Annotated in this window: 21 protein-coding genes, 1 other RNA gene and 1 riboswitch; of the genes, 2 read left to right on the top strand and 20 right to left on the bottom strand. The window is 68.5% G+C overall.

Translation table 11 applies throughout. From position 1 onward, the window contains the following. Window positions 1–77: 77 nt before the first annotated feature. A complete protein-coding gene (locus ACIO3S_RS01290) occupies window positions 78–608 on the bottom strand; it encodes a hypothetical protein (RefSeq protein WP_400458647.1) in 531 nt (176 codons plus the stop codon). Window positions 609–733: 125 nt separating this feature from the next. Here ACIO3S_RS01290 and ACIO3S_RS01295 point away from each other — a divergent pair, with 125 nt between their 5' ends. Next, window positions 734–1,423 (top strand): TetR/AcrR family transcriptional regulator, encoded by a 690-nt coding sequence (locus ACIO3S_RS01295; protein ID WP_350664140.1) that lies wholly within the window; start codon window positions 734–736, stop codon window positions 1,421–1,423. An 18-nt stretch (window positions 1,424–1,441) separates the two neighbouring features. Here ACIO3S_RS01295 and ACIO3S_RS01300 read toward each other — a convergent pair whose 3' ends face one another. From ACIO3S_RS01300 to ftsE, 13 genes are all read right to left on the bottom strand, one after another. Beyond that, window positions 1,442–2,482 carry a DUF3048 domain-containing protein gene (locus ACIO3S_RS01300; RefSeq protein ID WP_400458649.1) on the bottom strand — a complete coding sequence of 347 codons (1,041 nt, stop codon included), beginning with the start codon at window positions 2,480–2,482 and terminating at the stop codon, window positions 1,442–1,444. Between the two features lie 99 nt (window positions 2,483–2,581). Beyond that, entirely contained in the window at window positions 2,582–3,349 is a 768-nt protein-coding gene (locus ACIO3S_RS01305) for an SDR family NAD(P)-dependent oxidoreductase (protein WP_400458651.1), read from the bottom strand. A 107-nt stretch (window positions 3,350–3,456) separates the two neighbouring features. Continuing rightward, window positions 3,457–4,608: a glycerophosphodiester phosphodiesterase gene (locus ACIO3S_RS01310; RefSeq protein ID WP_400458653.1), complete on the bottom strand. Its 1,152-nt coding sequence runs from the start codon at window positions 4,606–4,608 to the stop codon at window positions 3,457–3,459. Between the two features lie 76 nt (window positions 4,609–4,684). Further along, a complete protein-coding gene (locus tag ACIO3S_RS01315) occupies window positions 4,685–5,596 on the bottom strand; it encodes a glycerophosphodiester phosphodiesterase (RefSeq protein WP_400458655.1) in 912 nt (303 codons plus the stop codon). A gap of 115 nt (window positions 5,597–5,711) precedes the next feature. Continuing rightward, window positions 5,712–6,119, bottom strand: a complete 408-nt coding sequence (locus tag ACIO3S_RS01320) for an HIT family protein (protein ID WP_400458657.1) — start codon at window positions 6,117–6,119, stop codon at window positions 5,712–5,714. Continuing rightward, window positions 6,116–6,943, bottom strand: a complete 828-nt coding sequence (locus tag ACIO3S_RS01325) for a hypothetical protein (RefSeq protein ID WP_400458659.1) — start codon at window positions 6,941–6,943, stop codon at window positions 6,116–6,118. The genes ACIO3S_RS01320 and ACIO3S_RS01325 overlap by 4 nt, the downstream gene beginning before the upstream one ends. A gap of 37 nt (window positions 6,944–6,980) precedes the next feature. Next, window positions 6,981–7,862 (bottom strand): phenylalanine 4-monooxygenase, encoded by an 882-nt coding sequence (locus ACIO3S_RS01330; protein WP_350716189.1) that lies wholly within the window; start codon window positions 7,860–7,862, stop codon window positions 6,981–6,983. A 221-nt stretch (window positions 7,863–8,083) separates the two neighbouring features. Next, window positions 8,084–8,455, bottom strand: a transfer-messenger RNA (tmRNA) gene (gene ssrA, locus ACIO3S_RS01335). Window positions 8,456–8,527: 72 nt separating this feature from the next. Continuing rightward, window positions 8,528–9,007, bottom strand: coding sequence for an SsrA-binding protein SmpB (gene smpB, locus ACIO3S_RS01340; protein WP_350716188.1), 480 nt, complete (start codon window positions 9,005–9,007; stop codon window positions 8,528–8,530). A gap of 53 nt (window positions 9,008–9,060) precedes the next feature. Beyond that, window positions 9,061–10,332: a peptidoglycan DD-metalloendopeptidase family protein gene (locus tag ACIO3S_RS01345; RefSeq protein WP_400458662.1), complete on the bottom strand. Its 1,272-nt coding sequence runs from the start codon at window positions 10,330–10,332 to the stop codon at window positions 9,061–9,063. 76 nt (window positions 10,333–10,408) lie between these two features. Continuing rightward, window positions 10,409–11,674: a murein hydrolase activator EnvC family protein gene (locus ACIO3S_RS01350; protein WP_400458666.1), complete on the bottom strand. Its 1,266-nt coding sequence runs from the start codon at window positions 11,672–11,674 to the stop codon at window positions 10,409–10,411. A gap of 23 nt (window positions 11,675–11,697) precedes the next feature. Next, window positions 11,698–12,606, bottom strand: a complete 909-nt coding sequence (gene ftsX, locus ACIO3S_RS01355) for a permease-like cell division protein FtsX (RefSeq protein WP_400458668.1) — start codon at window positions 12,604–12,606, stop codon at window positions 11,698–11,700. Window positions 12,607–12,690: 84 nt separating this feature from the next. Then, complete coding sequence (ftsE, locus tag ACIO3S_RS01360; protein WP_008358693.1) at window positions 12,691–13,380, bottom strand: cell division ATP-binding protein FtsE; 690 nt, start codon at window positions 13,378–13,380, stop codon at window positions 12,691–12,693. 74 nt (window positions 13,381–13,454) lie between these two features. On the opposite strand from ftsE, the gene ACIO3S_RS01365 reads away from it, so the two are divergent. Then, window positions 13,455–14,078 (top strand): hypothetical protein, encoded by a 624-nt coding sequence (locus ACIO3S_RS01365; RefSeq protein ID WP_400458670.1) that lies wholly within the window; start codon window positions 13,455–13,457, stop codon window positions 14,076–14,078. A gap of 207 nt (window positions 14,079–14,285) precedes the next feature. Here ACIO3S_RS01365 and ACIO3S_RS01370 read toward each other — a convergent pair whose 3' ends face one another. The 6 genes from ACIO3S_RS01370 to ACIO3S_RS01395 form a co-directional block, all read right to left on the bottom strand. Further along, window positions 14,286–14,987, bottom strand: coding sequence for an alpha/beta fold hydrolase (locus tag ACIO3S_RS01370; protein WP_400458671.1), 702 nt, complete (start codon window positions 14,985–14,987; stop codon window positions 14,286–14,288). 4 nt (window positions 14,988–14,991) lie between these two features. Next, a complete protein-coding gene (gene prfB / locus ACIO3S_RS01375) occupies window positions 14,992–16,110 on the bottom strand; it encodes a peptide chain release factor 2 (RefSeq protein ID WP_400458673.1) in 1,119 nt (372 codons plus the stop codon). Between the two features lie 123 nt (window positions 16,111–16,233). Continuing rightward, window positions 16,234–17,049, bottom strand: a complete 816-nt coding sequence (locus tag ACIO3S_RS01380; RefSeq protein ID WP_400458675.1) for a C40 family peptidase — start codon at window positions 17,047–17,049, stop codon at window positions 16,234–16,236. Window positions 17,050–17,054: 5 nt separating this feature from the next. After that, a riboswitch (cyclic di-AMP (ydaO/yuaA leader) is annotated at window positions 17,055–17,228 on the bottom strand. Between the two features lie 213 nt (window positions 17,229–17,441). Next, a complete protein-coding gene (locus tag ACIO3S_RS01385; protein ID WP_176884042.1) occupies window positions 17,442–18,122 on the bottom strand; it encodes a response regulator transcription factor in 681 nt (226 codons plus the stop codon). A gap of 14 nt (window positions 18,123–18,136) precedes the next feature. Next, window positions 18,137–19,054: a non-homologous end-joining DNA ligase gene (ligD, locus tag ACIO3S_RS01390; RefSeq protein ID WP_400458677.1), complete on the bottom strand. Its 918-nt coding sequence runs from the start codon at window positions 19,052–19,054 to the stop codon at window positions 18,137–18,139. Continuing rightward, window positions 19,054–20,022 carry a DNA ligase gene (locus tag ACIO3S_RS01395; RefSeq protein WP_400458679.1) on the bottom strand — a complete coding sequence of 323 codons (969 nt, stop codon included), beginning with the start codon at window positions 20,020–20,022 and terminating at the stop codon, window positions 19,054–19,056. Before ACIO3S_RS01395 ends, ligD begins: the two co-directional genes overlap by 1 nt. Window positions 20,023–20,040: the final 18 nt, after the last annotated feature.

A 20,040-nucleotide genomic window follows, 5' to 3' on the forward strand; every position in this document is an offset into this window, starting at 1 on the left:
CTTAGGGAGGTGCGGAGGGAGTCCGCGGAGGGAGCGCACCGGCGCCCGGGGCCTGGTCAGACGGCCCGTACTCAGCTTCAGGCTGCCGAGCGGACCGCTCGGAGCATGTCGACGAGGCCGGCGAAGGGCCCGCGCTCGACGACTTCGACGGCCGGTGCGTACTCGGCACGGGCACGCGCCTCGATCATCGAGCCGAGACGGACGCACTCGGCGTCGGCGAAGGCGCCGCGGCCGGCCATGACCGCGAGGGTCAGGTGCTCCTTGGCCTGCGCCTTGGCCAGCGCGTTGGCCATCGCGTCGTCGACCGGAAGGGCGTGGTAGCGGTCCAGGACCGTGCGGATGCCGGGCAGGTCGTCGGCAGCACCGTGCCAGGCCCGGACGACAGCGTCCTCGAGGTCCATCGGCTGGTTGGCGAGCTCGGACTCGATGCGGCCAGAAAGGCGCGTGTGCCAGCGCAGCTGCAGGGCGGCGAGCAGGTCGAGCTCGTCGGTGAAGGTGTCGGTGACGCCGGGAAGATCCATGGGCAGCAGACCGTCTCGACGCTCGTCGATGACGGTGACCACGCCGCGGAGGATCTCCCCGCGCTTGTGATGGCTGGTCCAGCTCATTTGTCGGCTCCTTGCGGAAGGTGAGCACTCACATACCGTGAGTACGTACCTATAGTATTGGACATACTGACGGTATGGCCAACACCTGGGACGGTGATTCCGAACACGGCCGTTAGAGTGGACGGGTGGCAAAGTCGTCCGTGAGCAAGCTCGTCCCCAAGGTTCCTCCGCTTCCGTCGGTGCCGGGGATGTCACGGAGGCAGCAGTTCTCCGCCTCGACCAAGAAGACGCTCGTCGAGGTCGCCGAGAGGCTCTTCACCGAGCACGGCTACGCGAGCACCTCGCTGGACGCCATCGTGGCCGGAGCCGAGGTCACCAAGGGTGCGCTCTACCACCACTTCAGTGGCAAGCAGGCGCTCTACGAGGTCGTCTTCGAGAAGGTCGAGGCCGCCACCGCGCAGAGCATCGATGCCGCCATGCGCGAGACGAAGGACCCCTGGGAGCAGGCCCGGGCCGGGCTGCGTACGTTCCTGGAGGCCGTCCAGCAGCCCACCTACCGCCGCATCGTCGTGCAGGAGGGTCCGGCCGTCCTGGGCTACCAGCGCTACCGCGAGCAGGAGGAGCGCTCCACCTTCACCGTCGTCGAGGACATCGTCGCCGCCGTCCTTCGGGCCGGTGACCGGACCGTCGACGACGAGATGGTGGCGACGTTCGCCCGGCTCTTCTTCGGGGCGATGTCGGCGGCCGGCGAGTCCGTCACCGAGGCCAGCGATCCCGAGGACGCGGCCGAGCGCATCGAGCTGGCCGTGACCTACCTGCTGACCGGGGTCCAGACCCTGGCGAAGCAGGGCGTCAAGGTCGAGGACATGCGCTGAGAGCCCGATCTCTGGGCACTACTTGACGATCACGCCGCCGGGCTCGACCTGACCGTTGCCCTTCGGGATCAGATCCAGCCAGACCTTGCCCGGCGGGATCTCGATCGCGGCGCCGCTGGCGTCGGTGAACGTCACCGCGCCCTTCTCGCCCTTCTTCACCCAGGTCGCCTCGACGATCTGGCCGGCGCGCATGATCCACGCCTTGCCCCGGCCGGTGAAGTGGGAGACCGGAACGATCGCGCCGCCCGGGTCCTTGTAGGGGGCGATGGTGGTCTTGGTCTGCGCGACCACGACGGTGTCGGCGAGGAACTGGCCGCTCTTGGACATGTAGTTGTTCTGCAGGCGGTACTTGCCGCCCCTGAAGACCCAGTTGTCCGTGCGCGCCTGGGAGAACTTCACGTCGACGGCCTTGGCGGGCTTGCCACCGGCCAGCTTGGTGGTCGCGTCGCCCCAGGGCATGAAGTCGCCGGGCCGCTTCGCCTTGCCGTCCTTCGCGGCCGCGTTGCCGGCCTTCGCGACCTTGCCGACGACGCTGTGCAGGAAGTCGTGGGGCTTGCTGGTGTCGCGTACGACGTAGGGGGTGGACATGTCGATCCACGAGATGTCGTGCTTCTTCAGCTGCGCGAAGGTGTACGGCGCCGCGCCGCTGGTCATGATCTTGGCGTTGATCGGCGCGGCGATACCCGCGTCGGTCGCCCGCATCGAACGGACCGGACCCGCCTCCTTGGGAAGCTGGGAGTAGTACGCGACGGCCAGCCGGGTCACGCCACCCTCGACCAGCTCCTGGACGACCATGTCGGCCTTGGCGAGACCGTACTGCGGGTCGCTGGCCGCGGTGTTGTCGATCTTGACGATGTAGGCGGGGTGCTTGCGTGCGGCGGTCTGCCCCTCGGGGAGCTCGACGCCCGTCAGCGGCTCGTGGTCGGGCTCGGCGGGCGCGGACGGCGACGGCTTCGCATCCGTGGGCTCCTCAGAGGACCCACAGCCGGTCAGGACCAGACCCGCGGCGGTCAGCGTCGCCGCTGCTCGCAGGAGGAACCCCGGGCGGGACGTACGCATCATCAATCTCCATCTGAATCGGCTCAGTACCAAGACGAGTGTCAGACGGTAATCGTTGCGGTCAACGGGCCCGCGCCCGGGGTTCCTTCTTCGGAGGACTCAGGCGACGGTGGCGCCACCGTCGACGTAGAGGGTCTGGCCGGTGATGTACGACGCCTCGTCGCTGGCCAGGAAGGCCGCGGCGGCGGCGATGTCGGCGGGCTCGCCGACGCGCTTGACCGGGTTGGCGTCGGCCGAGAGCTTGCGGAACTCGTCCACGTCGAGCCCGAGGCGGGCCGCGGTCTGGTCGGTCATCTCGGTGGCGATGAACCCCGGCGCGATGGCGTTCACGTTGACGCCGAACGGGCCGAGCTCGAGCGCGAGGGTGCGGGTGAAGCCCTGCACGCCGGCCTTGGCCGCGGAGTAGTTGGCCTGGCCACGGTTGCCGGTGGCCGAGGTGGAGGAGACGTTGATGATCTTGCCGTACTTCTGCTTCACGAAGACCGCCTGCGCGGCCTTCGACATCAGGAAGTGGCCCTTGAGGTGGACGTTCATGACCAGGTCCCAGTCGTCCTCGGTCATCTTGAAGAGCAGGTTGTCGCGGGTGATGCCGGCGTTGTTCATCAGGATGTGCAGGCCGCCGAGCTCCTCGACGACGCGCGCGACCGCGGCCTCGGTGTCCGCAGGCACGGCGACGTTGGCGCCGATGCCGACCGACTTGGCGCCCTCGGCCAGCGGAAGCTTGGCGGCAGCCTCAGCGGCGGCGGCCTCGTCGAGGTCGATGATCGCGACCGAGGCACCCTCCTCGGCGAAACGCGTGGCGACTCCGAAACCGATCCCGCGCGCTGCACCGGTGATGACTGCGACGCGTCCGTCGAAACGACCCATGACTCAAACTCCTTTGGTTGTGACCAGGCCCACGAACACGTGCGGCCCCCGCCGACAATAGCGAGGGCCGTACGTCATGTCGCGAGGTGTCTACTGATTGGTAGCCACTACTGGTTCGCCAGCCAAGCGTCGCGCGCGGCCACGCCCAGGTCGGGGTGGTCGGTGAAGAACGCGTCCACGCCGGCGTCGAGGTAGGGACCGACCTCGCAGCCGAGATCACCGATCGCGATCGGGTCGGTGCCGACGCGGCACTCGGTCGGGAGGTACTTGTTCTCGGCGCGCATGGTCCAGATGACGGTCGGCAGCCCGACGCGCTGGGCGCGGTCGGCGAGGTCGGTGGCCTCGCCCAGGGTGCCGTCCGCGTTGCGCGGGATGAAGTAGAACTTGTACGGCGCCACCTGGTCGGCGTACCGCTTGATGCCGCGCAGGCCCTTGTCGGTGACCAGGTAGTCGTTGGTCACGCCGGTCCCGGCCACCACCTGGTCGTAGGGCGCACCGCCGAAGTCGATCAGCTGCACCAGCTTGGTGTCGACCATGCGGTTCAGGTCCTTGAGGTTGCTGACCTCGAAGGACTGGATGACCGCCGCGGCGCGCTTGCCGCCGAGGCCGTGGCGCTTGAGGCTCTTCGCGAGCGGCTCCTCCAGCGAGAGACCGATGGAGTCGAAGTACGTCGGGTGCTTGGTCTCCGGCGCGACGCCGATGGTGCGGCCGGTCTCGGCCTCCTTGGCGTCGACCAGGTCGAGCACCTCGTCGAGGGTCGGCACCTCGTAGAGGCCGTTGTACGCGGTGTTGGCCGGACGGTCGCCCGGGATGCGCTCCTTGGCGCGCAGCGTCTTCAACTCGGCGAGGGTGAAGTCCTCGGTGAACCAGCCGGTCAGCGCGTTGCCGTCGATGGTCTTGGTGGTCTTCCGAGCCGCGAACTCGGGGTGGGCGGCGACGTCGGTCGTGCCGGAGATCTCGTTCTCGTGGCGGGCGACGAGCACGCCGTCCTTGGTCGAGACCACGTCGGGCTCGATGAAGTCGGCACCCTGCTGGATGGCCAGGTCGTACGCCGCCAGGGTGTGCTCGGGCCGGTAGCCGGAGGCACCGCGGTGACCGAAGACGATCGGGTCGGCCTGCTTGTGCTTGGCCGCCTGGATGGCGGTCGTGGTGGGGGCCGTCGCGGAGGCGGGGTGCGAGACCAGAACGGTCCCGGCGGCGAGCGCCGCGGCGGCGGCAAGCGCGAGAGTACGCATGCGAGTGGGGTTCAGCGTGGTCATGCCCAGATCACACCGGCCCCGGGAGTCTCTGGGGCCGGTGTGCGGTGAACGCGGCGTGACGATCTGCCGAAGCGACTCAGGCGGCATCGCCCAAGTCTAGGGACGGGGTACGCCGCCCGGCGATCACCTCACGGAGCACGTCGGGGTTGTTGGTGATGATGCCGTCGACACCGCGGTCCAGGACGGCGCTCATGGTCGCGGCGTCGTTGACCGTCCAGGAGTGGATGTGCATCCCGAGCGCGTGCACCCGAGCGACGTAGCCCGCGTCGAAGGAGCCGAAGTGCGGGTTGATCTGGTCGGCCCAGGTGTAGCTGTCCAGGTCGGCGTAGGCCGGGGTGCCGAGCAGGCCGACCGGCACCTCGGGCTGGATGCCCTTATAGGTCTTCATCGAGCCGAAGTCGAAGCTCTGCACCGCTAGACGGCCGGCGGCGACGGCGGATTCGATGTAGCCCGGGAACGAGTCGAACTCGGCCGCGACCTTCTTCTCGATCCCCGGGTAGAGCGCCGGCGACTTGAGCTCCATCAGGATCCCGGACCGTGTCGGCCGCACCTGCTCGACCATCTCCTTCAGCGTCGGCACCGGCTCGCCGGCGTACTTCTCGCTGAACCAGGAGCCGGCGTCCAGCGTCTTGATCTCGGCGAGGGTGAAGTCCTTGACGTTCCACGGCGAGCGGCCGGGGAAGCGCTGCTCGACGTCGGTGGTGCGCGACAGGGTGGTGTCGTGCATCAGCACGAGCTCGCCGTCCTTGGTGGCCTGCACGTCCGACTCGATCCAGTCGGCACGCTGCTCGATGCCGACGGCGAAGGCAGCGAGGGTGTTCTCCGAGGCGTACGCGCTCGCCCCACGGTGGGCGGTGACGGTGATGTCGTCGGCCCGGTTGGCCTCGACGGCGTTGACCGCGACCGGAACGATCATCGTGCCTGCTGCCAGCGCGACGCCGGCCAGTGTTGAGGTGAAGGTCTTGGACGCGACGGACGACAGCGACATTGCGCACTCCCGGGATCAGTGGACAACAACTGATCTCGAGTGAATCGGCCCTCCCCGACCTCGCCCCGACGCCTTGATGGCCGAAGCCGTACGCCTCGGTGAACTCAGCCCGGAGTCAGCCCAGCACGGCACGGAGCCGGTCGGCGTACTCCTTCTGCTCACCGGCGGCGTACTTGTGGCGGGGCCAGAAGAAGCCCTTGAGGCCGTCGCCGCGGGTGCGGGGGACGACGTGCAGGTGGAGGTGTGGGACGGACTGGCTGACCACGTTGTTGACCGCGACGAAGCTGCCCTGGGCGCCGAGTCCGTCCACGACCGCTGCGGCCAGGCGCTGGGCGTTGGCGACGAAGCGTTCGTGCAGGTCAGGAGGGAGATCGAGGAGCGTGGCGAGATGCTGTCTGGGCACCATCAGGATGTGGCCCTTCTGCACCGGCCGATGGTCGAGGAAGGCCAGGAAGCCCTCGTCCTCGAAGACGACCTCGGCCGCGAGGTCACCGGCGACGACGTCGCAGAAGACACAGCTCACGACTCGTCTCCCCACGACAGAGTCGCGACCACGAGGTCGACGGTCGGCAGGGCCAGGTCGGCGAGGTCGGGGTGCGGGAAGGAGTAGATCAGCCGCGACTCGTAGAGCCGGTCGGGCGAGGCCACCCACCGCTCCCCCACCGTCGTCGTCTCGGCCTGAAGCGGGTGCCGCACCATGCCGAACGGGGCCGGTCGGCTCAACGCGACCGCCAGCCCGGCCGGGCGCCGCCCGACCCGCTGCAGCCAGTAGGCCAGGAACGCCGCGCCCTGCTCGACGGCCGCGTCCTTGGCGGCAGCCATCCACTGTGCCCAGTCGGGCTGCTCGACCCTGGACCGCTGCACCTTCGGGAGGACCTTGGCGGCCAGGTCGGCGAGCTGGTAGTCGCGTACGTCCTCGTCGGACATGTCCACGACGTACCACTCCTGCGCCTTCGGCAGCCGCAGGTCGACGTGCGGCTTGGGACCGATCGCCTTGAGCACGTCCTTGATGCCCGCCCGGAACCGGTTCGGCCCGGCAGGGTCGAAGGTGACGTACGCGATCTCCTCGATGTTGGCGGTGAGGAACTCCCGCAGCCCGTCGGCGTTGCGCAGCTGCGCCCGCCGGCGGGTGTCCTCGGCGAGGAAGGTCTCCAGCGCCTCCTGGGAGGAGAAGAGCATCGCCTCGTACGGTGGCCGGTTGCCGCGATCCCCGGGAAAGACCCTGATCCGGGCCTCGTCGAGCTGGGGAACGACAACCTGCCCCGTACGCAGCGCGGCACCGACCGCGTCGGCGTCAGCGGCGGCGAGCGCCGCCTCCAGCGCGCGGTTACGGAAGCCGTCGATCATCTTCCGAGGCTAACGCCTCGGAACCGGTCGAAACGGTCTAGACGGCGCCGAGACGCTGTGGCGTGTCGTCGTCGCAGGTCGCGAAGAAGTTGCCGACCTCATCGACCATGTGGCTGAACGACTCCGCCGCGAAGAGCACCGGCTGGTAGTGGGTGATGTCGTAGTCGACCGTCGCCATCTGGGCGAAGTCGAGCGGACGCACCTCCACCTCGTGCATCTCCTCGATCTCGCCGTAGGAGGAGAGCAGCCCGGCCCCGTAGGCCTTGATGTCACCGTCCTCGTACAGCACGCCGAACTCGATGGTGAACCAGAAGACGTCGGCGACGACCTGGAGCGCCTCCCTGGTCTGGACACGACGCGCGGCGGCGCCGGCCAGGCGCTTGACCTCGGCGACCTGAGGGTCGGCGAGGAGGTTCCCGTGGCCGATCACCTCGTGGATGATGTCGGGCTCCGGGGTGTAGAGCGGCACGGCGTGGTGACGCAGATACTGCGTAGAGTGGAACTGCCCGTCGGCCAGGCTCCCGTAGAACTCCTCCAGCGGGACGATCCCCGCGGCCGGGACGTATTCGAAGCCGGTCAGCGGCTTCAGACCGGCGCTGACCTCGTCGAGCTGTGGCACCCGGTCCTGAGGGAGGTTGAGGGCCTCCACGGCCGCGATGTAGTTGCGGCAGGCGTACTTCGCGTGCAGCGGCGCGATCTCACGGCACACCGTGCGCCAGATCTCGTTCTCCGTGTCTGTGTAGTCGATCCGGGGCACCGGCTGCCCCGGCTTCCAACCGAGCGCCGCGCCAGCGATCTCGCTGCGTCGTGCCCGGTAGTCCTGGTCTGCGAACCCGGGGTGGTTGTCCCCCAGATGCACCTCGACCTGCCCATCCTCGCCCACGGTGACGGGTGAGTAGAGCTGTCCTTCCTCGAACATCCTTACCTCCATGTGACGTACGCCTCACAACCCTATCGCGCACGCAAGAGAAGTCATCTCGCCAGGGAGATGAACAACAGGAAGTCTTCCGCCCACCGAAACATCAGCCACACGGAACTAAGGGGGTGCGGGTGGCGAAGCCCCCGCCCCCGCGCGAAGCGCGGACAAATGACGAGAGCGACGTGGCTCGCGCTTTACGCGAGCACACATCGCCCTCGATCGAGTGGAGCTGCGGGGAATCGAACCCCGGTCCTCGAGCGCCGTGCCAGGTCTTCTCCGGGTGCAGTCTGTGGGTGGCGTTCTCTCATCCCCGGGGCTCGACGCAGACACGTCCCCGACAGGCTCAGCCGACTAGATGTCCCTCATGCCCCGTCGGCATGTGCATGAGGTGGAGTCTCCTAGATGACGCCTGGATCCGAGCCGGAGACGGATACTCGGTCAGACGCTTCGATCACCGCGTCAGGCGGCGAGAGCGAAGGAACTGCGCTTAGCGTTGGCAGTTATTGGTTTCCAGCGATCGTTTACGAGATGACGCTGGCTCCTCGACCCGCTTCCCCTGGGAGCAACGTCCCAAGTCGAAACCGATCAGCCCCTTTTGAGTTATCAATGCCTGCAACCAGGCAACAGGACAACACTACAGTCCCCGGGCAGCATTCCCCACTCGGTTATCCCTTCATCCCCTTGAGCTTGCGACCGACCTCGACCTCGGCCTCCCGCTTGGCCGTACGCTCGGCGATGGTGTTGCGCTTGTCCCACGACTTCTTGCCCTTGGCGACGCCGATCTCGACCTTGGCGCGACCGTTGAGGAAGTAGAGGGCGAGGGGGACGACGGTGAGGCCCTTCTCGGAGACCTTGCGCTCGATCTTGTCGATCTCAGCACGGTGCAGGAGGAGCTTGCGCTTGCGGCGCGCGGAGTGGTTGGTCCAGGTGCCGTTGAGGTATTCGGGGATGTGGATCCCGTGGATCCAGGCCTCGCCACGGTCGATGTCGACGAAGCCGTCGACCAGGGAGGCGCGACCCTCACGCAGCGACTTCACCTCGGTGCCCTGCAGGACCATGCCGGCCTCGTAGGTGTCCTCGATGTGGTAGTCGTGTCGCGCCTTCTTGTTCTGCGCGATCATCTTGCGCCCCTGCTCCTTCGCCATTCCTCCATTCTCTCAGGCGCAGGGTCATGACCGCGAAACGTTTAGGGACCGAGTCACAGACCCAGCAGCGGCATCGGGTCGATGATCTCTCCGTCCCGGAGGATCATGAAGTGCAGATGGCATCCGGTGGACCAACCGGTCGTCCCGGCGAGCCCGATGACATCGCCGCGCGCGACCGTGTCGTCGACATCGCTCCGGTACGCCTCGAGGTGGTTGTAGACGGCCGTGTAGGAGTGCCCGTTGATGTTGCCGAGGAACAGATGCAGACGGTTCCCGTACGCGTCGTTCCATTCCTGCGCGATGACCGTGCCCGACTCGGCAGCCCGCAGGGGCGTGCCGCAGGGGGCGTGCAGATCGACGCCGTCGTGCAGCTTGTACTCCCCCGTGGTCGGGTGGGTGCGCATCCCGTAGGGCGAGGTGACGTAGGAGTCCGCGACGGGCATCGCCAACATCCCCACGAGCGTGTCGACGGTCCGGTTCTGCGCGCCCTCGGCGAGCGCGGCGATCTTCTCCTTGAGCGCCGCATCCTGCTTCTCGAGCTCGGCGAGGACCTTGCGGTCCTCCTCGGCGAGCTCGACGGCCTTCGTCCTGGCCGCCGCGGTCCGCGTCACCAGGGCCGAGATCTCGTCGCGGGCCTCGGCCGCGCGGGCTCGGAGCCGCTTGACCTCGGCGACCTTCCTGGCAGCGGTTCTCTCGGTGGCCGCCACCGCCTCGGTGGCCCGGCGCTGGCCGCGTTCGCGACGGGCGACCAGTCGCTCCCCGGCCTGCAGCCGCTCCAGCGTGCTGGCCTTCGAGGAGGTCACCGCGTCGGTGTAGTTGCGCCGCCGCATCAGCTCCTCCAGCGTCGCACCCTCGAGCAGCGCCGAGAACTCCTGGAGCCGCGGGTCGCCGACGGCCGTGAACTCCTCCAGGATCGTGTCGCGCAGGTGCTCCTGGGACTCGGTCGCCCGTTTCCGCGCGGTGCGCAGGTCCGTACGCGCGGCCTCGAGCACGGCTCGCTGCCGCTCCAGTGACGCCTCGGCACGGCGGTGCTCACGGGCGGCCGCCCGCAGGCGTACGTCGGTCTTCTCGAGCCGGGCCCGGGCGCCGGCCAGCTTCTTCTGGGCGGCGGCCAGGGCCCTGGTGGCCCGCTGCAGAGCGTCGCTGGAATGCTCGACGGCGTGCTGGGCCGCCTCCTTCTCCTTCTCGATCTGCTCCTGCTGGTCCTCGAGCGAGTCATCGGCTCGGGCGAGCGGGGTGATCAGCGTCCCGGCGAGCACGCAGCCGATGAGCAGCGCGAGCAGGGAACGGGTCAGACGGATGGCGCCGAGTCGCGCGGGGTGCACAGCGATGCCTCCGGTGGCAGTGGGGGATGACCGGACGAGCAGGAGACGATACCCCCCAGGGCTCAGCCGCCAGAGTTCAGCCCAGCAGTGGTGCCGGGTCGACCGGAGTGCCGTCGCGCAGGATCGTGAAGTGCAGGTGGCAGCCCGTCGACCAGCCGGTGGTCCCTGCGTACGCCACCGTCTCACCCCGTCCGACGGACCCCGAGGTCCTCGCGTAGCTCGAGATGTGGTTGTAGACGGCGGTGTAGGAGTGCCCGTTGACCTTGCCGAGATACAGGTGCAGTCGGTTGCCCCACACGCTGGAGTACGAGGTCGAGATGATCTGCCCCGAGTCGACGGCGAGCAGCGGGCGGCCACAGGGCGCGGAGAAGTCGGTGCCGTTGTGCAGCGAGACGTAGCCGTAGATCGGGTGCTTGCGGATGCCGTAGGGCGAGGTGACGTAGGTGTCGGTCACCGGCGGTCCGAAGAGCCCGCCGACCGACCCGACGTTGCGGTCGGAGCCGGAGCTCGCCGAGGCGAGCGACCGGATCTTCGTACGCAGCGCCGACTCCTCGGCCTCGAGCTTGCGCAACTCGGCGGCGTCCGCCTCCCGGGCCGCCTCGGCCGACTGCTTCGCGGTGGCCGCCTGGTCGGCGAGCGTGGACATCTCGGCGTGGGCCGCGGCGGCCTGGTCCCGGAGCGAGTCGACCTCGGCGACCAGCTGCCGGGCCTCCTTCTCCTTGGCCGCGATGGCGTCGGTCGCCTCCTGCACCTCGCCCTCGCGGACGACGAGCATCGTCTCGGTCGCCTCCATCCGCTGGAGGGTGGCGTCCTGCCCCGCGGAAGCCGCGTCGACGTACGTCTGCTGCCGCATCAAGTCCTCGAGGGAGCCTCCGGAGAGCAGGGCCGCCGCCTGGGCGAGCCGCGGGTCTCCCCCGGTGAACCGGGTCAGGATCGCGTCGCGCATCTCCTCGCGCTGAACCTTCACCTCGGCCTGGCCCTCGGCGAGCTCCCGCTTCGCCTCGGCGAGCAGCAGCTTCTGCTCAGCGAGCTCGGCCTCGAGCTTGGTGTGCGCGGCCTGCACCTCGACCAGCTTGGCGTTGAGTTCATCGAGGCGGGTCTGGGCCTGGTCGAGCTTCTTCCGGGCCGCGGCGTACGTCGCCGACGCCTTGCGCAGGCCGGCGCTGGAGTGCTCGAGATCCTCGGCGGCGGCCTTCTGGTCCTGCTGGACCTCGCGCTGCTCCTGCTCGAGGCGGTCCTTCTCGTCGGCGGAGGAGGGAAGGGTGGGCGAGAGCAGCACGGCAGCCACCACGGCGCAACTGAGCACAGCGGCGAGCGAACCGGCACGGGGGAAGACGTGCACGGCTCGACGGTAGGGGATCCGGGTCAGACCTTGATGTATTTGCGGGTGAGCAGGAGTGTCGGGACGAGCGTGAGCAGGATGCCGAGCATCGCGACGATCGCGAAGGAGCTGAAGAACTCCTCCCAGCCGACCCACTGGGTCACCGCGGTGGACGAGAGCCGCTGCTCGACGCCGAAGTACATCACCGCGGCCAGCGCGATCCCGGACAGTCCGATCCCGACCAGGGCCACCACGAGCGACTCCAGGAGGAACGGCAGCGCGATGTAGAGGGTCGAGGCACCGACAAGTCGCATGATCCCGATCTCACGACGGCGGGCGAAGGCCGCCAGCCGGATGGTGTTGGCGACCAGCAGCAGCGCCGCGATGACCAGCACGATCGCGCCGACCAGCGCCGCGCTCTGCAGCCCGTCGACGGCGGCGAGGATGGGCCCGGTGACCTCGTGGACGTCACCGACGTGGTCGATGCCGTCCAGGCCGGCGACCGCCTCGATGATCTCCGCGGAATGGTGCGGGTCGGTCATCGTGACCCAGTAGGACTCCCACATGTCGCTGGACTTGACCACCGGGTCGGGACCGCTGACGCCTTCGACGTCGAGAGCCTGCAGCCGCTCGTAGGCCTGCTCCTGGCTCTCCTCCTCGATCTTGTCGACGTACCTGTTGTCCTCGAGGGCGTCGGTGATGACCTTCTTCTGGCTGTCGTCGACGGCCCCCGCGCACTGCGGGTTGCGGTCGTTGGCGCCGTTGCACATGTAGAAGGTGATCTGCAGCTCGTCGCCCCAGACCTCCTCGGTCAGCTGGGCCTGCTCACGCAGCAGCAGGCCGACGCCGGCGAGGGTGAGCGAGACAAGCAGGGTCAGGGCCACCGCGACGTGCATCGACAGGTTGCGGCGTAGCCCCTGGCGAAGCTCGGTGAATACATAGCGCAGCTGCATGGCGGGTCGAGGAACCTTTTCTGGGTTGTGGGACCTGGTCGAGAATCAGGGTCAGCTCAGAGCTGAAGCCTCAGAACTGGCGCCTCAGAATTGGGCACCGTAGCCGCCCTGGACCTGGTCGCGTACGAGGTGGCCGTGCTCGAGCTCGATGACGCGCTTGCGCATCTGGTCGACCATCTGGACGTCGTGGGTCGCCATCACGATCGTGGTGCCGGACCGGTTGATGCGGTCGAGCAGGCGCATGATGCCGACGGTGTTGCCGGGGTCGAGGTTTCCGGTCGGCTCGTCGGCGATCAGGATCATCGGCCGGTTGATGAACGCGCGGGCGACGGCCACACGCTGCTGCTCACCACCGGAGAGCTCGTCGGGCATCCGGTCGCCCTTGCCGTCGAGGCCGACCAGCTCGAGCGTCTCCGGGACGCGCTCCCGGATCTCGCGGTTGGAGTGACCGGTCACCTGCATCGCGAAGGCGACGTTCTCGGCGACGTTCTTGTTGGCCAGGAGGCGGAAGTCCTGGAAGATCGTGCCGACCTGGCGGCGCAGCCGCGGCACCTTCCAGCCGGCGAGCCGGTTGATCTCCTTGCCGGCGACGTAGACCCGGCCGGTGGTCGGGCGCTGCTCGCGCAGCATCAGCTTGAGCGCCGTCGACTTCCCCGAGCCGGATTGGCCCACGAGGAAGACGAACTCCCCCTTCTGGATGTCGATCGAAAGGCTGTTGAGGGCGGGGCGCGCCTGCCCTGGGTAGGCCTTGCTGACCTTCTCGAAGCGGATCACCGCACCGAGGGTAGTGCAACGGTGGTGGGCTCAGCACTTCGGCTCTGAGATACCTGCCCCTGTACTCTGACGGCGTGCGCTCTACAGTCCGGATCCTCATCGGTGCCGTAGTCCTCACCGTGATCGCGGTCGGGGTCGGCGTACTCACCCTGAAAGACGACGAGCCCGAGGTCGCCGAGGTGAAGGGCGATCTCAGCACCGCGGACACCACCACGATGCAGGTACGCCGCGGCGCGTTCTGCGACCGCGTCCCGACCGAGGACGCGACCGAGGCCCTCGGCGGCGCCGCCGCCGAGAAGAAGGCCTACGGCGACGGCGACCAGACCGCCATCTCGGGTGAGGTCAACGACGTCGCGCAGGAGTACGGCTGCATCTGGACCGGGCCGGAAGGCTCGGCCACCTCGGCCCGGGCCTGGGTCTTCGCACCGCCGGTCACCCTGGACTGGGCCACGCAGATGACCAAGAGCGTGCCCAAGGGCTGCAAGGCCGCGTCGACCCCTGCGTACGGGAAGCCGTCGGTCGCCCTCACCTGCACCGACGCGAAGAAGCAGACGAAGGTGGTCCACCGCGGCCTCTTCGGCGACGCCTGGCTCTCCTGCGAGCTCACCGGCAAGGCCGGCGAGGCGCCCGCGACGGTTCAGAAGCGCGCCTCCCGCTGGTGCCTGGTGACCCTCACCGCGGCCGCCGCTGACGCCTGAGGTTCTCGATCGAGACCCGGTCCCGGCGCGTCGTTTGCACCAACCCAAAGTCGAGTGCTTTAATCGACTTAGTCGCTCGGGCCGGGTAGGCACCTCACCGGGCGGCGCGCGCCGCCGCGGGCACTGAGTCAGAGCAGAGCCGGCTGGCGAGAGCGGGTGGGGTCCTTAGGGATGGGGATCCCACCCGCGACGCGGGACGCCTCAGATTCAGGACCGCGACGCGAGCCAGGCCAGGACGGTGTCGGCGAACTCGGCGGGCTGGTTGCGGTGCACGAAGTGACCGACGTCGAAGTGGACGAGGTCCGCCTGCGGGATCCGCTGGGCGACCTTCTCCAGGTCCGACTGCGGGATGTGGCTGTTGCCGCCACCGGCCACGAGCAGGGTCGGCATGGGCAGCAGCTCGAGCTGTTCCCACATCCACGCGTCGTACATCGTCGCCTCGACCAGCAGAGACGCGATGCACTCCCAGTCGTGGGGCATCGGCCGTGCCGGGCGCCCGGGCGACCTGCGCTGGCGCGGCGCGGGTGGCACCACGTCCTCGATGATCAGCCGGGAGACCAGGTCGGGCCGGTGCATCGCGACCAGGAGGGCGACGTTGCCGCCGGTCGAGTGCCCGACGACCACGGCGCCCGAGATCCCGAGCGCGTCCATCGCCACGATGACGTCGTCGGCGATGAGCCGGTGGGAGTACTCCGAGGCCCAGTCCGAGTCCCCGTGTCCACGCATGTCGAAGGCATGCACCCGGTGGGCGTCCGCGAACGGCGGCACCACACCCTGCCACCGTTTCGCACTGCCACCGAGCTCGTGCAACAGCACCATCGGCACCCCGTCCTCAGGGCCGTAGGCGTCATAGACGTACGCCGCGCCGCGGCCCGGGAGTGGAAGCCTGGTGCGCGTCAGCGCAACCATCGGGTCAGTTCTGTTCGGCCTTCTCGGCGCCGCGGCGCCACCGGATGCCGGCCTCGAGGAACCCGTCGATGTCGCCATCGAAGACAGCCTGCGGGTTGCCCGTCTCGTAGGTCGTACGCAGGTCCTTGACGATCTGGTAGGGGTTGAGCACGTAGTTGCGCATCTGGTCGCCCCACGAGGCGGCGACGTCACCCTTGAGATCCTTGAGATGGGCCTCCTCCTCGGCCTTCTTCAGCGCGAGGAGCTTGGCCTTGAGGACGATCATCGCGGCGGCCTTGTTCTGCAGCTGCGACTTCTCGTTCTGGCAGGAGACCACGGTGCCTGTCGGGATGTGGGTCAGCCGGACCGCGGAGTCGGTGGTGTTGACCGACTGGCCACCCGGCCCCGAGGAGCGGTAGACGTCGACCTTGATCTCGTTCTCGTCGAGCTCGATCTCGTCGGTCTGCTCCAGCACGGGCACGACCTCGACCGCGGCGAAGGAGGTCTGGCGACGGCCCTGGTTGTCGAAGGGGCTGATCCGCACCAGGCGGTGGGTGCCGGCCTCGACGGAGAGGGTGCCGTAGGCGTAGGGGGCGTGGATCGCGAAGGTGGCGGACTTGAGCCCGGCCTCCTCGGCGTAGGAGGTGTCGAAGACCTCGACCGGGTACTTGTTGCGCTCGGCCCAGCGGACGTACATCCGCATCAGCATCTCGGCGAAGTCGGCGGCGTCGACGCCACCGGCGCCGGAGCGGATCGTCACCAGGGCCTCGCGGGAGTCGTACTCCCCCGAGAGCAGGGTGCGGATCTCCAGGCTCTCGACGGCCTTCTTCACCCGGCCCAGCTCGGCCTCGGACTCGGCGAGCGAGTCCGCGTCGCCCTCCTCCTGGGCCATCTCGACCATCAGGCCGAGGTCCTCGATGCGGGTGCGGAGCTCGGTGAACTTGTTGAGCTCGCCCTGCAGCAGGGAGAGGCGTCCGGTGACGCGGGTGGCGTTGTCCTGATCGTCCCAGAGGTCGGGCGCGGCGACCTGCTCGCCGAGGTCGGCGATCTCCTTGCGCATCGCGTCCAGGTCCAGCACCTGGCCGATGGTCTGCATCGTTGCCTGGAGCTGCTTGATCTCGGTGTCGAATTCGGGGCCTGCCACGTCTTACAGGTTACTTGACGCGTGGTGCGCCGCTCGATTCGCCGACCCCGCAAATATGCGCTCGCCCTCCGGTGGGGGAACCGGAGGGCGAGCGCCAGGGGGATATATGGGTCCCGAGAAGCCTCAGGCCTGGTGGGTCGAGCCGGCGAACCAGCCGTCCCAGGCAGCCTCTTCACGAACGGAGGCGCCCGGCTTGGGGGCGTGCAGCATGATCGCCTGACCATTCTCCCAGCGCAGGAAGATACCCACGTGGTAGACGGGGCTGCCCCAGAACATCAGGTCTCCGCGCTGGATCTGGTCGTTCGGGATCGTCGGCAGTGCAGCGGCCTGGTCCCGCGAGACCCGGGGAAGCTCGATGCCGGCGGCGCTGAAGGCGTACTGCGTCAGGCCGGAGCAGTCGAACGAGCTCGGACCGGTGGCACCCCAGACGTACGGGTCGCCGATCTGCTCCGAGGCGACGCTGATCGCCCGCTCGATCTTGCCCTCCTGGCTCGCGGCGAAGGCCTTCGCCTCAGCCTCGGCCTTCTTCTTCGCCTCCGCGGCCTTCTTGGCGGCGATCGCTGCCTTGCGCTTCGCCTCGGCGGCCTTGCGGGCTGCCTCGGCCTTGCGCTCCTGCACCTCGACAGCCCTCTCGAGCTGCTTGATGTCGGTGAGCATCGCCGTGGGGGTGGCCGAGGCCTCCAGAGTCGGAGCCTCCACCACCTTGGCCGGCTCGACGGTCGACTCGACGGAGGTGGTCTCGTGGGAGGCCGGCGCGGCGTTGGCGGCGGGGACTGCCACCAGGGCACCGGCGGCGATGCCGCTGGCGAGGGTGATGCGGCCGACGAGCTTGCCGTGGCCACTGACGGATCCTGCGATCGTCCGGGCGATCGAGACGTTCGGCGACCGGAACGGGCGGGGCGCGCCTCGATGGGCAGGATGAGATACGGACTTGGACATGCGTGAGTTCCTTCCCACGCCTGCGAGGTGAGCTGTCGGGTTCGGGCTAGAAGGTTGCCCGGCCATCGTTGCGATGGCTTCACCCCAAGCGACCGTCCGAGTTAGTCGCGTGGAACTTGGGTCCCCCGCTCCTGTCCCATACGTACTGCTGAGTGTGAGGGTAAAGGGGGTTCAGTAGTAGGGGCCGGCGTCCGGAGGGACAGGATTCGGCGTGTACCGGGGCCGGTCGTGCGTTCTGCACGGCTCATCCAAGGTGACACGCGATCTGGAACGGATCCAATCCCGAATGGCCGAATCTGAAGCACAATCGGCGTGTTCACGCGTGACTTTGCCGTCGTTTGTGAAACATCTCACGCACTGAACACGCATATGACACCGTGTCGAACTTGCGTTTACTCCGCTGCTTCGAGACGGAAACCGACGCCGCGGACGGCGACGACCTTCTCCTGCACACCGGCCGCCTCGAGCTTCTGGCGCAGGCGTCCAACCGTGACGTCGAGCGTCTTGGTCGAGCCGTACCAGTTCTCGTCCCAGACCTCGGCCATCAGCCGGTCGCGGGAGACGACCTTGTCGCGGGAGGCGGCCAGGACGGCCAGCAGCGCGAACTCCTTGCCGGTCAGGGTCACCTCGCGCTCGCCGGCGTAGACCCGGTGGGCGGCCACGTCGATGCGCAGGGCGTCGTCGTCGGCGCCGGGCTCGACCGGGCCCGAGCGGCGCAGGAGGGCGCGGACCCGCGCCTGGAGGACGGCCAGCGCGAACGGCTTGGCCAGGTAGTCGTCGGCACCGGCGTCGAGCCCGACGACCAGGTCGATCTCGGCGTCACGGGCGGTGAGGATCATGATCCCGCCCTCGTAGCCGTTGTCGCGAGCGGCCTTGCAGACCTCGAGCCCGTCCATGTCCGGAAGGCCCAGGTCGAGCAGCACCAGCTCGGCGTCGTACGGAGGTGCCAGCAACTCCAGCGCCTTCTTGCCGGAATCGACCCAGGTGACGTCATAGCCCTCACGCTGGAGCGTGCGCACCAGGGGAGCAGCGATGTCCTCTTGGTCTTCTACGACAAGCACGGAGTTCGACATGAAGAGAACAATAGTTACAGCCCCGTAGGGCTTGTGAAGAGATCCCCCCTTTCAGATAAGCGCGTGATCACATTGTTAGGTCCGAGCTGGTCGATACCGAGCGGATCCTCGGCCCCTTCGGCGACCTCGTCCCAGGTCACCGGGGCCGCGACCGTGGGGATCCCCTTGCCCCGCAGCGAGTAGGGACAGATCGTCGTCTTCGATCCCGAGTTCTGCGACCAGTCCAGGAAAACCTTGCCTGACCTGCGGCTCTTGGTCATCGTCGCGGTCACCTTGCTCGGGTGGGCCTTCTGGAGGTCCTCGGCGATCTCCTTGGCCAGCGCCGTGGCGACGTCCGGCTCGACAGGCTCGGGCAGGGCGGCGTACAGGTGCACGCCCTTGCTCCCGCTGAGCACCGGCGTCGCGGCAAGGTCACGGGCGGCCAGCGCCTCGCGCACCAGCAGCGCGACCTCGCAGCACTCCTGCAGACCGGCCGGCTCACCGGGGTCGAGGTCGATCACGATCCGGTTCGCGCCTGCCGGGGTGCCGTCGCTGCCGACCGTCCACTGGTGGACGTGCAGCTCCAGCGCGGAGAGGTTCGCGGCCCAGGTGAGGGCGGCGAGGCTGTCGAGGATCGGAAAGGTGAGTGTTCCCTCCCTGTGGTCGGCGGTTCGGGATCCCGTTGTCGGAACGATGACCGTACGGACCCAGCTGGGCGTGCCGGCCGGTGCGTTCTTCTCGAAGAAGGACATGTCGCCGACGCCGTGCGGCCAGCGGATCCTCGTCACGGCACGGTCCTGGAGCTGCGGCAGGAGCGCCGGCGCGACCTGGGCGTAGTAGTTGAGCACCTCGCCCTTCGTCATGCCCGTACGTGGATAGAGCACCTTGCTGAGGCTGGTCAGGGTCAGGACCCGGCCGTCGACCTCGACGCGTACCTCTTCTCGTTCGACCATCACAGATCCTTCGGCTCGATGTCCTCGCGGATGCCGATGAAGCTCGGCTGCCGCAGCCGGCCCTTGTAGCTCGCCGACGCGACAGCAGTGCCGTGGGTCTCCACCTCGACGACCAGGAGCGGCTCGACCCAGTGGGTGCCCCGAGCGTCCAGCGACGGCACTCCCCCGTCCGGATCGACGTCGGGTCCGGCGAAGGGGCTCCGGCTGGCCTCGCGCAGCAGCTCCCCGAGCCGTTGGGCGCGTTTGCCGGTGATGCCGCTGCCGACCCGCCCACGGTAGATCAGCCCCTCGGGCGTCGGCTGCCCGACGAGCAGCGCGCCGAGTCGTTCGGTGCCGCCCTCGGTGCCCACCTCAGGCCGCCAGCCGCCGACCACCAGCGAGGCCCGGTAGCGGTGGGCCAGCTTGATCCAGTCCTTGCTCCGCTCCCCCGGCCGGTAGCGGCTGCCGCGCCGCTTCGACACGATCCCCTCCAGCCCCTGCGCCCGCGTCACCTCGTGGAGCATCCGGCCGTCGTCGTACGTCGCCGGCACCTGCCACGAGCCCAGATCGCCATCGGCATGGACCGCCTCGAGGATCTTGCGGCGCTCGGCCCAGGGCTCCTCGATGAGCAGCCGCCCGTCGAGACGGAGAAGATCGAAGACCATGTACGTCGCGGGGATCCGCTCCGCGAACCTCGCGGCGCGGCCGACATCGCGGTTGTGCATCCGATCCATCAGCACCCGGAAGTCGGGCAACCCGGCATCGTTGAGCGCGATCACCTCACCGTCGACGACGATGTCGCGCGTCGGCCCGGTCGCGATCTCGGGCCAGGCGGGGGTGGCGTCGTTGTCGTTGCGTGTGGTCAGGCGGGTCCGCGTACGTCCTTCCGGGCTGTCACCGAGGAGCCGGATGCCGTCCCACTTGACCTCATGGACCCACTCCTCCCCCGGCGGAACGTGGGCGCCAGGAGTGGCGAGCATGGGACGCATGCGTCCATCTTGCCTCCC

It is taken from the genome of Nocardioides sp. NPDC087217, from assembly GCF_044744805.1.
In the GTDB taxonomy this organism is placed as follows: domain Bacteria; phylum Actinomycetota; class Actinomycetes; order Propionibacteriales; family Nocardioidaceae; genus Nocardioides.

Bases quoted from the DNA above. Each gene is read 5' to 3' on its own strand.
- ACIO3S_RS01290 (WP_400458647.1), bottom strand. From the start codon at position 608: ATGAGCTGGACCAGCCATCACAAGCGCGGGGAGATCCTCCGCGGCGTG.
- ACIO3S_RS01300 (WP_400458649.1), bottom strand. From the start codon at position 2,482: ATGCGTACGTCCCGCCCGGGGTTCCTCCTGCGAGCAGCGGCGACGCTG.
- ACIO3S_RS01305 (WP_400458651.1), bottom strand. From the start codon at position 3,349: ATGGGTCGTTTCGACGGACGCGTCGCAGTCATCACCGGTGCAGCGCGC.
- ACIO3S_RS01310 (WP_400458653.1), bottom strand. From the start codon at position 4,608: ATGACCACGCTGAACCCCACTCGCATGCGTACTCTCGCGCTTGCCGCC.
- ACIO3S_RS01315 (WP_400458655.1), bottom strand. From the start codon at position 5,596: ATGTCGCTGTCGTCCGTCGCGTCCAAGACCTTCACCTCAACACTGGCC.
- ACIO3S_RS01325 (WP_400458659.1), bottom strand. From the start codon at position 6,943: ATGATCGACGGCTTCCGTAACCGCGCGCTGGAGGCGGCGCTCGCCGCC.
- ACIO3S_RS01330 (WP_350716189.1), bottom strand. From the start codon at position 7,862: ATGTTCGAGGAAGGACAGCTCTACTCACCCGTCACCGTGGGCGAGGAT.
- smpB (WP_350716188.1), bottom strand. From the start codon at position 9,007: ATGGCGAAGGAGCAGGGGCGCAAGATGATCGCGCAGAACAAGAAGGCG.
- ftsX (WP_400458668.1), bottom strand. From the start codon at position 12,606: ATGCAGCTGCGCTATGTATTCACCGAGCTTCGCCAGGGGCTACGCCGC.
- ACIO3S_RS01370 (WP_400458671.1), bottom strand. From the start codon at position 14,987: ATGGTTGCGCTGACGCGCACCAGGCTTCCACTCCCGGGCCGCGGCGCG.
- ACIO3S_RS01380 (WP_400458675.1), bottom strand. From the start codon at position 17,049: ATGTCCAAGTCCGTATCTCATCCTGCCCATCGAGGCGCGCCCCGCCCG.
- ACIO3S_RS01385 (WP_176884042.1), bottom strand. From the start codon at position 18,122: ATGTCGAACTCCGTGCTTGTCGTAGAAGACCAAGAGGACATCGCTGCT.
- ligD (WP_400458677.1), bottom strand. From the start codon at position 19,054: ATGGTCGAACGAGAAGAGGTACGCGTCGAGGTCGACGGCCGGGTCCTG.
- ACIO3S_RS01395 (WP_400458679.1), bottom strand. From the start codon at position 20,022: ATGCGTCCCATGCTCGCCACTCCTGGCGCCCACGTTCCGCCGGGGGAG.